Origin of the sequence: Sulfurimonas sp. (genome assembly GCF_047622445.1) — a bacterium.
Classification (GTDB): Bacteria; Campylobacterota; Campylobacteria; order Campylobacterales; family Sulfurimonadaceae; genus Sulfurimonas.
Genome location: NZ_JBLHOE010000031.1, coordinates 19970 through 34829, shown reverse-complemented (window position 1 = coordinate 34829; position 14860 = coordinate 19970). Strand labels below are relative to the sequence as shown.

Here is a 14860-nt window from a genome sequence, read left to right as displayed (position 1 = left end):
TCTCAACTAAGTGTTCTAAAGTTAAACTATGGATGTATCCGAATGCATTTTTTTCATATATTTCATTATTAATTTTTTTCTCATGAAAGTAAATGTTTACAAACTCTCTTGCTATTGAGGGGAAGAAGTCTTTGTTCTCTTCTTCTTCAAAAAATTCAGCATAAAATGATTTAACTTCCTCTTCAGTAAAACCGTTATATCTGTTAGAAATAGTATCTTGTTTTTCAAGAGGCACTTCTACTTTTTTTATTTTCTCAACTAGCTTAATAAATATATGACCATTTTTACTGATAACAATATCGTGTTCTTGAAGCTCAAAAATTTCTCTAATTGAAAATTTAAGGAAATCTTTTAAATCTATTTTTTCTGTGATATCTTGAATATAATTAATAATCTTATCTACTAATTCTTTTTTGACTAATATTTGGTTTTCTTTATCTTTATAATCATATACAATTAAGTATTCATTAACTGTAACGATTTCAATAACATCATTTATGTACTTATCATTAGCATTAAACATTATAAATAGCTTCCCTATTTTTCTTTATTTTACCAAAATTTGTCTAAGTATTTTATTTATTAGTTTTTTTTAAAGTCTATAGCTCATTTGAACTCATTATTTTAAGTCCCTAATTGCGGATATAGATATTTCGATTTTAGGGTTGTTCGGAGTTGTAGTATATTCATAGCTAAGATTGCATATACTTTGAACCTCTGTATTAAATACTCAGGCCATTAGATATTTCACTATATATTATTTAAGTACATTTTAATCGGGACTTGCAGACTATTGTATATTGCATTTAATTTATCTATTGTGTCTGATTTAATTAGCACTTCTTTTAGAGTATATAATTGTTTTAACAATTCTGTATAAATTTCATCATCAATTTTATTATTTAAAGCTATATCTTCTAATTTCTTAATATCACTATTTATATTATTTATTAATTTTTGTTTCATTAGATTATTATAGTGATAAAAAGTTAATAACACTGTATGTAATACAATTTTAAGCCAAAACGAACCACACTTTAAATATACTCTCATCATCATTCTAGAGGACAATATTTGAAGTCTTATCAAAACCTTATTTTACTTCAAAATCTTTATCGCCAAAAAGCACTTGGTTTTAAATATAGCGATCCATTCACTATAAATGAAGCAAATTCAAATGAAATACCAAAATCTCTAGAACAGTTAGTACATAATATAAAGAGTTGTCATCTTTGTGACTTAAGTAAGTCTAGATGCCAAAGTATGAGTGGTTACGGAAATCCCAATGCTTCTCTAATGATTATCGACTTTAGTGTCTCTTCTGGTGAAGACACACACAATACATACTATCATGGTAGGTCTGGTGAAAGTTTAAAAAAAATGATAGAAAATGTTTTGTGCTTACAGGTAGATGATGTGTATTTTACACACGCCGTAAAGTGTAAAACATTAAATTCAAATATACCTTCCGCTTCTGAATTTAATTCCTGTAAATCTTATTTATTCGCACAAATAGAATTTGTAAAACCAAAAATCATTGTAACTTTAGGGGATAATGCTTATTATAAAGTAACTGATGAAAGTAAGAACTTTGAAGATGTCCGTGGGCATGTAATAGACTTCAGAAAATATAAACTAATTCCCATATACCATCCAGCATTTCTTCTAAGAAATCCTGAATTAAAAAAAATAACCTTAAATGATTTAAAAACTATAAAGAGTTGCTTATAAAAATTTTGTTAGAAATAATCTTTCCAAGTAAATTATAGTATAATTCGAAAAAAGTAAGATGCCCTAGGAAATTTAATGCAAACATTTGGAATATTTTCAACAAACTTCGATCATGAATACATAGCAAAGCACTACATTTATATAAATGAGAAAGATGAAGCAAGAGAAGATATAAAAATCTCTGTTGATGATTTAAATAAATTACTCAAAAAAAAGAGTAAAAATGTAGCTGGAACTATCTTTTTATATAATCCAACTATGAGTCCCCTTGGTTATGATAATGACTCATCACTTGCTGAGCAAGGCTTTGAATTTTGCGATGAGTTTAGTGAGCTTAACTTCAACGATATGATAAACCTTTTCTCAAAAGCTATTAGAGATGGATATAGAGGCAAACTCATAGAGATTAAGTACCTTTTTAACCTCAATAAAGCGAATATTGAACCTACCCCTATACTTGAAGAACTTGATTCAGATTTGGATAGATATAACTCAAGCCAACTTACACGTTATGATAAGAATCTCAACTATACAGATTATCTTACAATGAGTTTAAATGGAAAGTTTGTTTATTTTGGAAGTGGCCATAAATATGATAGACATCATAAAGAGATAATTAATTATGCAAGAAATATTTCTACCCAAGCTAAAAAGCTAGGTAAAGAAATCTACTTCACACACGATAATAATTATGATCCAGACGAATGTATAGACCTTGCCTATTTTTTATCTCCACTTGCAGTAGGGAAAATAAAAGAAAAACGTATAAATACATTTAAAAATGCATTTAGAACAAATCCTCCAACTATCCAAAAAATAAGTTTTTAGGTAAATTAAATTACCTAGAAACTTATCCTTTTCTATTTATGAAGTGCTAGTTCTTTCTCTAAATATTCGCCAGTATAACTACCAGTAGTTTTATAGTTTGCTGCTAAATCTTCAGGTGTACCTTCTGCAATGATTAAACCACCACCGGCTCCACCTTCAGGACCCATATCTACAACCCAGTCAGCATTTTTTATCATGTCTAAGTTATGTTCTATAATTAGCATAGAGTTACCTAATTCAACAAACTTATGTAGTACATTCGTAAGTCTGTCTACATCTGCAAAATGGAGACCTGTTGTAGGCTCGTCTAAGATATAAAGGGTTTTACCTGTATCTTTACGAGAAAGCTCTTTAGAGAGCTTAATTCGCTGTGCTTCACCACCTGAAAGAGTCACGGCATTTTGACCAAGTGTAATGTATCCAAGTCCAACATCTACAAGTGTTTTCATTTTTAGATTAATTTTTGGAATAGCTGCAAAAAACTCAAATGCTTCATCTACACTCATAGCAAGAACATCAGAAATAGTTTTACCTTTGTAAAAAACCTCTAAAGTCTGTTGATTATACCTTGTACCGTTACATGTATCACAGTTAACCATGATGTCTGGAAGAAAATGCATCTCTATCTTGATTTCACCTTCACCTTGACACTTCTCACATCGACCACCTTTTACATTAAAAGAAAACCTTGAAGTTGTATAACCTCGGATTTGTGCTTCTTTTGTTTGTGAGAATAAATTTCTTATCTCATCCATAACACCAGTATATGTTGCTGGATTAGAACGTGGTGTTCTACCAATTGGACTTTGATCAAGATAGATAACCTTATCTACATGTTCTAATCCTGTAATTTCTACACCTGCAACTTTATTTACTTTTCTTGCATGATTCAATAACTCTCTTGCAGTTGGAAGAAGCGTTTGCAACATTAATGAGCTTTTTCCACTTCCACTTACACCGGTGATACACACAAAGTTATTTAGTGGAATTTTTGCAGATAGGTTATTGATATTATTTAATGTAACATTTTTTATTTCTATATATTTAGCTTGTGAGCGTCTATAAAAATACTCTATTTTCTTTCTTCCATAAAGGTAATCAGCTGTAAGTGTTTTGGCCTTTTTTAGCTTATCTAAAGTACCTGAGAAAACAACTTCACCACCATATTTCCCAGCACCAGGACCAATATCAACAATGAAATCTGCATTTTCAATAGTTTCTTTATCGTGCTCAACAACAATAACACTATTCCCTTTTTCTTGTAGGTTTCTAAGTGTTCTAATAAGCTTTTGAGTGTCTCTCTCATGTAAACCAATGCTTGGCTCATCTAAGACATACATTACCCCTGTAAGCCCCGAACCAATTTGAGAAGCAATTCTAATTCTTTGTGCTTCACCACCGGAGATACTTCTTGCATCACGACCAAGGGTAATATATCCAAGACCTACATCAAAAAGAAAGTATAATCTTTCTCGTATTTCATTTAATATCGGTTTTGCAACTTGCGTGTTTTGATCATCCATATAAGTGAAGTTTTCTTTATCGGCAAACCACTCATACGTCTGTGCAATTGGCATCTTTAAAAGTTCTGATATACCTTTACCTGCAACACGTACAGCTAAAGATTCACGTTTAAGTCTATTTGACTCACAAATACTACAAACTTTTTCGCTCATATAATCTGCTAGTTCTTTCTCATCTTTAAACATATCGTATGCGATACGAATAATTCCAGGGAAAATTCTTTTAACAGTATGTTTTTTCCAAAGAAACTCTACTTCATGTATATTACCATGAAGAATTGCTTTTTGCTGATGCTCAGCTAATGATGAATATGGTACAGTTATATCTATGTCATTTGCAGCACAAAAGCCTTTTAGGAAAGTAAAATAATATCCCTTATTAAATCCATAAACAATCTTTACCGCACCTTTTTCTATACACAAATCTTGATCTATGATTTTCTCTTGATCGAGTGCATAACGAAGACCTAAGCCATCGCACTCAGAACATGCACCTTTTGGTGAATTAAATGAAAATGACAATGGTTCCAATGGATCAAAACTTATTTTACAATCAAAACAAGCATTATGCTCAGAATAATGAATACTTTGTTTTTTTATTCCTAGTTCTTCATGGTTTAAGATATCAATCTCTAGTTCACCATAACTCTCTTTTAATGCTTTTTCTACATCTGCCGCAATTCTTTCTTTGTTATCTTTTTTTACAACCACTCTATCTATCACTACTTTAATCGTATGTTTTTTTGTCTTTGAGAGTTCAATCTCTTCATCAAGGCGAACCATCACACCATCTATCATAGCTCTCACATAACCTTTATGAACTAAAGATTCAATCATATCAGCATAGGCACCTTTTTTTTCTCGAACCAATGGTGCTAAAAGTACAAGCTTCGCACCTTCAGGAAGTTTGTGCACTTCACCAATAATATCCGAAGCAGACATTTGTGAAATTACTTTTTTACATTTGTGACAATGTTGGATTCCTACACGTGCATACAAAAGTCTGAAATAATCATATATTTCAGTAATCGTTCCAACTGTAGAGCGAGGATTTTTAGAAGTTGTTTTTTGATCTATGGCAATGGCAGGAGTAAGCCCTTCTATTTTGTCTACTTCAGGTTTTCCAACACGATCTAAGAATTGTCTTGCATAAGAAGACAAAGACTCCATATAACGACGTTGTCCTTCTGCATATAAAGTATCAAAGGCAAGTGTAGACTTACCTGAACCACTTAAACCAGTCATTACTATAAGCTCATTTTTTGGTAGTGTTAAGTTTATATTTTTTAAATTATTTTCTCGTGCGCCTGTTATAACAATCTGATCTTTTTTTTTCATTTAAACCTCTAAAAATATTCTATTTATTAAATATATAACTACTAAAAAGTAAAAACTTCCTAATAATCTTTTTTGTAACACTTCATCAACTATATCTTTTAGAACAATACCAAAATACACACCAATTAAAGAAACACTACCAATAATTATACCACTCATATAATCAATGTCTTCACTCATTGTATGAGAAATCAATCCTGCAAGTGATGAAAAAACCACAAATAAAAGTCCAGCGGACACTGCTTTTTTAAGTGGGACATGTAAAAATCCAACTAAAATTGGTACCAAAATGATACTACCACCAACTCCAATACTCATGCTTATAGCACCAATTACAAATCCAATAATGAAAAGAAGTATTTTACTTACTTCTTTTTGTTCATGATGTTCTTTAGTTGTAATAAAAAGTCTTAGTAACGCAAATATAGCAAAGGATAGAAAAATAACTTCTAATATTTCATCATTAACGCTAGAAGTTATGAATCCACTAAGAAGCCCACCGATAAAACCACCAATGCCAACCACAATAACTATAGCTACATCGAGCGTACCTTTTTTATTGTTAAGGTAACTTCCATAGACAGAGCTAAATAGCATTTGTGTTACCGATATGCCTATTGCAACCTTTGTCTCATACCCAAGTAACAGAAGAAGAGGAACTAAAATTGTTCCACCTCCTACTCCAAAAAATCCAGATAATAAACCAACAATACAACCAAGTATAATTAATTCAGACATACACACCTATAACTTTTTACGAATTGTACTCAAAATAGGCTTCAAACTTCTTATTTAATATTGAATTGAGATTTATAAAGTATAATTGATTCAAATAAAGAGTTTTACAAGGATTTAGCCTATGCTAAGCACTATTATTCAAGCTTCTGAAAACTTTTGCATCCATCAAATTCGTGTACCACATATACTTTGTGATGAGATATCTAAAACACGAACACTTATTGCTTCTATCGACATAGAAACTGCTAGTGGTGAAAAGCATAGGGTATATATTGCATCTGATTCAAAATTCATGCAAAGAGTTTCAAATCTTTTTCTAGAAGAAGATGATAGTGATGAAGAAACTTTGATTGACATGACATTAGAAATAGCTAATCTTATCGTTGGAAGCGCAAAAGTAATTGCAGAAGAAGAAAATAGTAATACCTATATAATAGGTACACCAAGCTTTAAAAAATTTGATAGTTTTGATTTTGAGTACGATCAAGTAAAAACTATCAAAATAGAAGATGATATATTAATCGTGGCTATTAAAAAACTAAGGAATTAAATTGGCTAAAAAAAATCGTTACAGTTTCATAGATGATTCTACTCCATACAATGCAGAAAAAGAATTAGCATGGATGAACTATTCTGGGCTTTTAGATATGGAGGTAGAATTTATTGCTGATTTAGGTGAAACTGAAGCAAGTGTCGCGGAAATACTAAAGTATGAAAAAGGTTCTATTATTGATTTAAAGAAACCTGCTGGGGAAAGTGTTGAATCTTACGTAAATGGCCGTATATTAGGTAAAGGTGAAGTTATGGTCTATGAAAAAAATCTTGCAATTCGGATTAATGAAGTTTTAGACTCAAGTGCTGTACTCTACCATCTAGCAAAAGAGAGAGAAAATGACTAAATTTCTTCTGCTACTTACACTTCCTTTACTTTTAAATGCATCAAAAATACTGAGCTACAATGTGTACGATAGAACAGATAGAGTCGATGTAATGATTACCTTTGATACACCCTATGAAGGTAAAATAAAACAAAGTACCAGTGCATCTAAAATAATAATTAAATTAGAAGACGCTTCTATTGAATCCACAAAAACTAAAGTGCTTTCTTCAAAGTTTCTAGACACTATTAGTATAGTCCCCTTACTAGGGTACACAAAAATTGTTGCCCAAGTTCCTGCTCAGATAAAATTCAAAGCTTCTAAAACATCAGATTCTTATGGATTAAGACTTCGATTTTCAAAAGAATTAGTAATAGTAAGTAAAAACCCTTCAAAGGCTACTCAAGCAAACTTATTTTCCAGCACTTCTACATCATCACTACCCACTAAAAATAATGAAGATTTATCAAACAACTACTATATAGTAATTGGTATACTCCTTGTTGGTATTGTCATTCTTTTTGTACTTAAAAATAAAATGAATGGACCAGGAAAACCTAAAAATTCTTCTTCATGGTTGTTTAAAGTAGCTAATGATGCAAAAAATGGAGCAGCGGAACCTGTAAGTATACGCTTTCAAAAAAATATAGATGAGCATAGCAGTGTAGTGATGCTAGATTTCGTTGGACAGAGTTATTTAGTTCTTATGGGTTCCAATAATATTTTACTAGATAAATTTACAGATAATAAGCCGGTAACTCAAGATGACTTTGACACAATACTGCAAAATAGACACCAAGAACTAGATGACTTTTTAAAAGAAGGGGAGTCTTTAGAAAAAGATCCTATGCAGATATATAAAGAAAAAGCTGCAAATATTTCTTATACTAGCTAAATACTAAGATTGAGATTTTAAAAAGCTATCTTGTAAAAGCTTTTTAATTTTCTTTACATCACCCATACTTAGTACAAAACTCTCATCCATAATTTTATTAGAATGGTACACTTCAGTTACAGTAATTCCATATGGATCTTTTTTCTCTTTCGTCATTCTATCTTCATCATCAAAAGAATACAAATACAAATTTTTACGCGTTTTTTGAATATAATAAGTTACTACTATCTCATCAGAATGTTTTTTCTCTATAGCAACAACAACTCTTAAACTGTCATCATATTCATTCTCTTTAAGTCCTAGTATGCTCTTAGCGTCTTCCATATTCATGTAACCAACATAAAGCTTATTATACAAATCATGAAATCTCTGCACTTTAAAGTTCATTAAGAAATACATATCTAAAACATGTTTTTTATGTGCACGAAGTGTTTTTGTAATCCATGTCATAGTATTGTAGTATCTAAATGGATACACTTGTAAGCGATGCGCTTCTAACATTTTTTTAGATTTTATGATTTGCTTTGGTTCTAATTTTTTAGAAGCTGGATTTTGAATATAGTCCAAAACATTTTGTGCAGAAAATTCATTTGTAAACCATACTTTACAATACGAAGGAAACTGCTTTGTCCCAGTAGCGCCCTCATTTAAAATTATAAGAGCCTTAATCACTAAATCTGGAAATATAATCTCCAGAAGAGCCTTTTTCTTTCTAAGACGACGCCTAAGTTTAAGTACAGACTTTACAAGTGTCATCTCTACAAAATACAATTCTTTATCTTTTGTAAGAATCATTGCATCAAATTCAGAAATTTCTCTACTTTTTGTTCTATATACAATCTGCTGTTTTTCACTTATAGAAAGCGTATTTGGATGTGATTTAAACCTGTTTTGATGATAGCCTTTAAGAATGAACTTATCTACCTCTGGAGTAATCTCAGCATAACGAAGTAATTTTTCATAAATAAAGTTCTCATACACTTCACCTTCAAATGAGCGAAATGAACTCATATATGCAGGGTCATCTTCATTGATACCTTGTTTAATTAAAGAAAGAAGATGTTTTGTATTATAATCATAATGAAATAAGTTATCTGCTATATCATTTGTATCAAGGTTTTGAATCGATTTAGAAATATCAAGCATTATAAAGCCATTTCCCCATACTTAAAGAAGTCATCTAGAATATCTCTATACTCTTTGATATCATTAATATGATTAACTTCATCTCGTAGCTTTGAAGCACCTTTATAACCTTTTGTATACGTATGTGTGTGCTTTCTAAACATTGCTACTCCGTGCTGTCCATAGAACTCGATCATTTTATCGTAATGTTCCATAATAATTTCATGCTTTAATGCATTATCTATATGCTCTTGAGCACTTCGAAGTTGGTGAAATATCCATGGAGCGCCTACGGCTCCGCGACCTATCATGACACCGTCAGCCCCAGTATGTTCTAATACCCACTTAGCTTTCTCGTAGGAGTTAATATCTCCATTAGCAATAACGGGAATAGAAACAGCCTCTTTAATCTCTTTTATTGCATCATAATCAACTTCAGACTTAAACTTACCAACTCGAGTACGACCATGAACTGCTAAAAAGTCAGCCCCGCTATCTTGAATCATTTTTGCTATAGCAACATGATTCTTTGTCTCAAATCCAAGTCTCATTTTTACACTTGTCATACTTTTATTTGATGTATCTTTAATAGTCTTAATAATGTCGCCCATTAATGGTAAGTCTAAGAGTAAGGAACTTCCACTTCCATGACCAACTACTTTGGGTACTGGACAACCACAATTCAGGTCAATAATATCTATACCTTCATAAGAATTGAGTATCTCTACCGCACCCTTAACAATATCTATACTTGAGCCAGAAATTTGAACAGAATAAGGGTCTTCAACAGAGGACTTTTGAAGCATATGAAGTGTTTTTTTAGAATTATGAACAAGAGCATTGGAGCTTAACATCTCACTCACAGTTAAATCTGCACCAAATTTTTTCACTACACTTCTAAATGGTAGATCCGTAAATCCAGCGAGAGGAGCCAATACATAGACTGGCTGAGTAAATGAGAACTTATTGTTCATATTTTAAACAAATAAGTTTATATTAAAATGCTGATTAGATTCTTTTAACGCACGATATGCTTTAAAATTTAAATATTCATCACTCTGTGATATTTCTAAAATAGCATCAGCAGGTGCTATCATTTCAAGATCAAAAAGTGTAAAAAGGTAAGAATCCATAGCTTCTTCTTTTTCATCACTTATCTTCTCAAAAAGCTTCATTCTTTGCTCCGGTATCATACATGATGACATTGATGCTGCAATATCAAGATAATCTTGTATATCTAACTCTAATTCTTCAAATAAACTAATAAGAGATTTATTTGAAGTTTCTAAAATATTTTCTTCCGCATTGACACGACTTAATATATTAGATAGCGCTTCTTTACTCATAAGTGATTTGTAAGTTTCTATGTCACTTAATGAAGCTGTTTTAACATAGTCTATGTAAATTTCACTCAAAAGTCCGGCGTTATATTTTTCTGGATTTTTCAAAAAATCTTTTGCCGTTATAGACTCATTTCTGTATGCATTTCTATCATTTTGAATAGTTAAAGGATTATCAATAGATAAATATAGCTTTTTAGTATCAACCGCTTTACCACTTTTAATATCTTCAATTATTTTAATTGTTGACCTAATTTTTTCATCTTCAATCTCTAAAGAGTTTAGGTTATTTGGGAATACTGTTGAATTGTCTATCAATAAGCCGAGCATTCTATAACCAGGAGTTTTAAAAATATGACTTCTATTTTCTTTGCCGAGATAAGCATCTGAAATCGATTCAACCATTTTTGCATAGTCTTTTTCATTCTTACGAAGTTGTAAACTTTCGACAACTGAATAAAAAGCAACATGAAGAATACTTCCCATTGCTAAAATTAAAAGAATTAACATTACCCATACCGAGTTTGACAATGATGGTAAAACAATACCAAATACGTTTATACTTGTAGTACTATCGCCTACAATAGTACTCATATACCACCCAATAAAAGCTATATATACCAACGATGCAATTGCTAATCTCTTAATGTGCATAATCTATCCTTACTTTGTTTTTTCTATAATCTCTCGACAATCTATACAATAACTAGCATGAGGCTTCACTTTTAATCTTTGAAAACCTATGTCATCTTCACACATAGAACAAACCCCATAACCAACTGTTGCTATTTTACCTAAAGCTACATTGATTTCACGTAACTCTTGTTCTTGTTGGCGCACAATTGCACTTTCTATCATAGAACTATTGTTTACTGAGGCATGATCACCCTCATCATTTAATTCTAATCCATTTAACTGGGCTAATTCATCATTCACACCATCAATATTTCTAATTATTTGATCGTTACGACTATCTAAAATCTCTTTAAAGTAGCTTAATTCACTCTGTTGCAATTTTTTTCCTTGTGTTTATCTTACTTGTGATATGGATGGTTACTGAGGATAGAAAAACCTCTGTAAATCTGTTCTAGTAAAACAGCTTTTGCTATTTTATGACTCATTGTTAACTTTCCCAAACTAATTACTTTGTCGCTTTTTTGTAAAAAATCATCCTCAAACCCATAAGCTCCACCTATGAAAAATTTCACGGATATTTTAGCATTTAAAAGCTTACTAAATTCATAACTGTCTATTAATTCCCCATCAGGGTGTAAAGTTACACTATAATCTTTACTAATATACCCATTTAGAGCTTTTGTATATGCCATTTGAGATGCTTTAGGAGAGATTGTATGTGCTTTAGCCACATCTTTTGGAAAAACTTCTGTATCTTCAACCTTTGCAAAACGAGAAATCATTTTTGTTAAATCCTTATACAAAGGATCATAAATTGTTTTTTCTTTTTTAGCTATGGATACTATTTCTATTTTCATCATTTTTCCAACAACCCACTACCAATGACATGATAGGTAACATTTACAAATGTATCATTTATATTCACTCCACCAATTGCTCCTACAAAATGCTTAGATTTAGATGCTATTTGATCAAGAGAATCTCCAAGTATATTTGGGACATCTTTGGTACTCGTATTCTTGTATGCACCTAATCCAATATAATTTAAATCTAAATCATTTGCTTGAAGTACTTCATCTTCATTATGTGTAGAAATTCCTAGAATTTTATCTTTTCCTATTACACTCCTTACAATAGAAACTGCTCTATGAACCTCACTATCAATATTCTTTAAATCTTCTTGACCAAGATGGACACCATCACAGAACTCTATAAGTTCATAAGAATCATTAATAATTAAAAATCCACTATACATTTTTCTAATTTTAATAAGTTGTGCTTTAATAAAAGAGATATCTGCTGTTTTATTTCTATACTGAATAATTTCAGCATTATGATTCTTTGCAATTTCAATAAAACTTTCTAAGCTTAGACCTCTAGAATCTAATAAATCCTGATCACAAAGAGCGTAAAGACGTATCAAGGATTATGCAACTTTTAAAATTGTTAGTAAGTCTGATAGCGTATTTTTAAGGTCATTTCTATTGACAATCATATCAATAGAACCTTTCTCAAGTAAAAATTCTGCTCTTTGAAACCCATCTGGAAGAGCCGAACCAATAGTTTGTTCAATTACACGGGCTCCAGCAAACCCAATAAGTGCACCAGGTTCAGCAATTATTATATCTCCAAGATTTGCAAAAGAAGCAGAAACTCCACCCATAGTAGGATCAGTTAAAACTGATATATATGGAAGTTTATGACGACCGAGTTTTGCAAGAGCTGCTGACGTTTTACTCATTTGGAGTAAAGAGAATGTACTCTCTTGCATTCGAGCTCCACCAGAAGCAGAAAGAATAATAAAACCTTCTTTATTTTCAATTGCACGGTTAATTCCACGAACAATTTTTTCACCTTCTACAGAACCAAGTGATCCACCCATAAAGGCAAAATCAAAAATTACAACTTGAGCAGATACGCCGTTCATTTTTATAGAACCACTTACTACTGAAGATGTTTTTCCAGTCTTTTTTGTCGCTTCTTCAATTCTTTGTTTATATGATTTTTTATCTACAAAATTTAATGGATCAACTGGTTTTAAGTTTGAATCAAATTCTACAAAAGAATCCTCATCAGCTAAAAGTTCAAGTCTTTCTTTTACCCCAATACGAAGGTGAAATCCACATTTTGGGCATACATAATTTTGGTTTTCCACCTCTTTGTAGTACATTAAAGATTGACATGATTTACATTTAACCCAGTGGGCAGCAGCCTCGCTTTTAACTGGTTGTTTATTTGTGTCTTTAGAAAAAAGGTTAAGTAGGTTCATAAGGTATCCTCAAAATAGTATAATTTTTATCGATTATAGCAAAAATATACCAACTAAAGGAGTCGTATTATTTTTTTTTATATGTAAAGTAACATAAATGTGTAGAAATCAGCCTAAAAAGTAGAGAGACAAGAACACTTTAATTTGAAGTGTTCTTGATTAAGTATTTAATTTATTTTAATAAAGTATTTGAAATACTTCTTGCAGCTTCACGACCATCAAGTGCCGCAGTTACAACAAGATCAGCCCCTCTAAAACAGTCACCACCAGCATAAATACCAGCAGTACTTGTTTCGTGAGTTTCTTCGTTAATAATAATCCCACCCCAAGAATTTGTCTCAATTCCATTTTCAGCTAAGAATGATGGAACAACTGGATCAAACCCTAATGACATTATAACTATATCAGCATTAACTCTAAATTCACTTCCCTTTACCTCTTCCATTTTTTGACGACCATCAGTACCTTTTGAACCAAGGTTAGTTTTAATCACTTCAACAGAAATTGCTTTTCCAGATTCATCTACAATAATCTCTTTTGGCGCCACTAAAAATGTAAAGTCTACACCCTCTTCCATAGCATTTTTATACTCTTTTCTACTTCCTGGCATATTTTTCTCATCTCTACGATAAAGACAAGTTACAGATTTTGCACCTTCACGTTTTGCAGTTCTAAGACAATCCATAGCCGTATCACCACCACCTATTACTACTACATTAAGATCTTTAAAATCGAACTTTTTATCATATACTGTCTTAAAATTCTTTCTTTGAATCGCTGTTAAATAATCCATAGCAGCATAAACATTAGAAGCTTTTTCGCCAACTAAACCAGCATATTTACCCTTCGTTGCGCCAACACCAATAAACATAGCATCATGAGTATTAGCTACGTCTTCAAAATTAATATCTTGACCTACTTTTGTATTTAATATGAGTTTCAGACCAGCTTCTTCAAGAAGAGATATGCGTCTGTCAACAATTTTTTTATCTAGTTTAAAGTTTGGTATACCATATGTCAAAAGTCCACCTGCACGGTCAGCGCTTTCATACATAGTTACCGAAATTCCAGAACGTAAAAGATATGTTGCAGCCGACAATCCAGCAGGACCACTTCCAATAACAGCAACTTTTTTATCTGTTGTAATACCTGGAAAATCCGGCTTCATACCAGCTTTAAATCCAGCTTCTGTAATATGTGTCTCAATACTACCAATTGTAATAGCACCATGACCATCATTTAAAGTACAATCACCTTCACAAAGTCTATCATGCGGACAAATTCTACCCATAACCTCAGGGAATGGAGAAGGTTCATTGGAAAGTTTAAAAGCAAACTCTAGATCTTTTTCAGCAACAGATTTAAGCCATTGAGGAATATAGTTATGAAGAGGACATTTGTTTAAACAAAATGGATCTCCACATTGAATACATCTATCACTTTGTGAAGATGCATCAGCTACATTAAATATGTCATATATTTCAGCAAAATCTTTCGTCCTCTCAACTACTAATCTTTTACTAGGATCTATTCTCTCAGTTGTTAAAAATTCTTTCATG

The 14860-nt window shown here is 31.6% G+C and carries 16 protein-coding genes and 1 pseudogene; 5 read left to right on the top strand and 12 right to left on the bottom strand.

Features of this window, described 5'->3' with window-relative positions:
- Positions 1-523, bottom strand: a pseudogene (locus ACI9TV_RS08505) (hypothetical protein); the annotation flags it as partial.
- Between the two features lie 227 nt (positions 524-750).
- Positions 751-966 carry a hypothetical protein gene (locus ACI9TV_RS08500; protein WP_415250350.1) on the bottom strand — a complete coding sequence of 72 codons (216 nt, stop codon included), beginning with the start codon at positions 964-966 and terminating at the stop codon, positions 751-753.
- 108 nt (positions 967-1074) lie between these two features.
- Here ACI9TV_RS08500 and ACI9TV_RS08495 point away from each other — a divergent pair, with 108 nt between their 5' ends.
- Both ACI9TV_RS08495 and ACI9TV_RS08490 read left to right on the top strand, forming a co-directional pair.
- Positions 1075-1731: a uracil-DNA glycosylase gene (locus tag ACI9TV_RS08495; protein WP_415250349.1), complete on the top strand. Its 657-nt coding sequence runs from the start codon at positions 1075-1077 to the stop codon at positions 1729-1731.
- A gap of 75 nt (positions 1732-1806) precedes the next feature.
- Complete coding sequence (locus ACI9TV_RS08490) at positions 1807-2559, top strand: hypothetical protein (RefSeq protein WP_415250348.1); 753 nt, start codon at positions 1807-1809, stop codon at positions 2557-2559.
- 32 nt (positions 2560-2591) lie between these two features.
- Here the strand turns inward: ACI9TV_RS08490 and uvrA are convergent, their stop codons facing one another.
- Both uvrA and ACI9TV_RS08480 read right to left on the bottom strand, forming a co-directional pair.
- Positions 2592-5420: an excinuclease ABC subunit UvrA gene (gene uvrA, locus ACI9TV_RS08485; protein ID WP_415250347.1), complete on the bottom strand. Its 2829-nt coding sequence runs from the start codon at positions 5418-5420 to the stop codon at positions 2592-2594.
- A complete protein-coding gene (locus ACI9TV_RS08480) occupies positions 5421-6158 on the bottom strand; it encodes a sulfite exporter TauE/SafE family protein (RefSeq protein WP_415250346.1) in 738 nt (245 codons plus the stop codon).
- Positions 6159-6279: 121 nt separating this feature from the next.
- Between ACI9TV_RS08480 and ACI9TV_RS08475 the strand changes: the two genes are divergently transcribed.
- From ACI9TV_RS08475 to ACI9TV_RS08465, 3 genes are read left to right on the top strand one after another with little or no spacing between them, the layout of a single operon-like run.
- Positions 6280-6708 (top strand): chemotaxis protein CheX, encoded by a 429-nt coding sequence (locus tag ACI9TV_RS08475; RefSeq protein WP_415250345.1) that lies wholly within the window; start codon positions 6280-6282, stop codon positions 6706-6708.
- 28 nt (positions 6709-6736) lie between these two features.
- Positions 6737-7057 carry a flagellar motor switch protein FliN gene (gene fliN, locus ACI9TV_RS08470; protein WP_415250352.1) on the top strand — a complete coding sequence of 107 codons (321 nt, stop codon included), beginning with the start codon at positions 6737-6739 and terminating at the stop codon, positions 7055-7057.
- Entirely contained in the window at positions 7050-7931 is an 882-nt protein-coding gene (locus ACI9TV_RS08465; protein WP_415250344.1) for a hypothetical protein, read from the top strand. The genes fliN and ACI9TV_RS08465 overlap by 8 nt, the downstream gene beginning before the upstream one ends.
- A 3-nt stretch (positions 7932-7934) precedes the next feature.
- On the opposite strand, the gene ACI9TV_RS08460 is transcribed toward ACI9TV_RS08465, so the two are convergent.
- The 8 genes from ACI9TV_RS08460 to ACI9TV_RS08425 all read right to left on the bottom strand — a co-directional run bounded on the left by ACI9TV_RS08460 (position 7935) and on the right by ACI9TV_RS08425 (position 14859).
- Positions 7935-9077: a hypothetical protein gene (locus tag ACI9TV_RS08460; RefSeq protein WP_415250343.1), complete on the bottom strand. Its 1143-nt coding sequence runs from the start codon at positions 9075-9077 to the stop codon at positions 7935-7937.
- Positions 9077-10030: a tRNA dihydrouridine synthase DusB gene (gene dusB / locus ACI9TV_RS08455; RefSeq protein WP_415250342.1), complete on the bottom strand. Its 954-nt coding sequence runs from the start codon at positions 10028-10030 to the stop codon at positions 9077-9079. Before dusB ends, ACI9TV_RS08460 begins: the two co-directional genes overlap by 1 nt.
- 3 nt (positions 10031-10033) lie before the next feature.
- Entirely contained in the window at positions 10034-11050 is a 1017-nt protein-coding gene (locus tag ACI9TV_RS08450; RefSeq protein ID WP_415250341.1) for a hypothetical protein, read from the bottom strand.
- Positions 11051-11059: 9 nt separating this feature from the next.
- On the bottom strand, positions 11060-11410 hold the full coding sequence (gene dksA / locus ACI9TV_RS08445) for an RNA polymerase-binding protein DksA (RefSeq protein ID WP_415250340.1): 351 nt from the start codon (positions 11408-11410) through the stop codon (positions 11060-11062).
- Positions 11411-11430: 20 nt separating this feature from the next.
- Positions 11431-11889: a 23S rRNA (pseudouridine(1915)-N(3))-methyltransferase RlmH gene (locus tag ACI9TV_RS08440; protein WP_415250339.1), complete on the bottom strand. Its 459-nt coding sequence runs from the start codon at positions 11887-11889 to the stop codon at positions 11431-11433.
- Positions 11889-12455: a thiamine phosphate synthase gene (locus ACI9TV_RS08435; protein ID WP_415250338.1), complete on the bottom strand. Its 567-nt coding sequence runs from the start codon at positions 12453-12455 to the stop codon at positions 11889-11891. The genes ACI9TV_RS08440 and ACI9TV_RS08435 overlap by 1 nt, the downstream gene beginning before the upstream one ends.
- Before the next feature lie 3 nt (positions 12456-12458).
- Positions 12459-13301: an acetyl-CoA carboxylase, carboxyltransferase subunit beta gene (gene accD / locus ACI9TV_RS08430; RefSeq protein WP_415250337.1), complete on the bottom strand. Its 843-nt coding sequence runs from the start codon at positions 13299-13301 to the stop codon at positions 12459-12461.
- Between the two features lie 172 nt (positions 13302-13473).
- Entirely contained in the window at positions 13474-14859 is a 1386-nt protein-coding gene (locus ACI9TV_RS08425; protein ID WP_415250336.1) for a glutamate synthase subunit beta, read from the bottom strand.
- Position 14860: the final 1 nt, after the last annotated feature.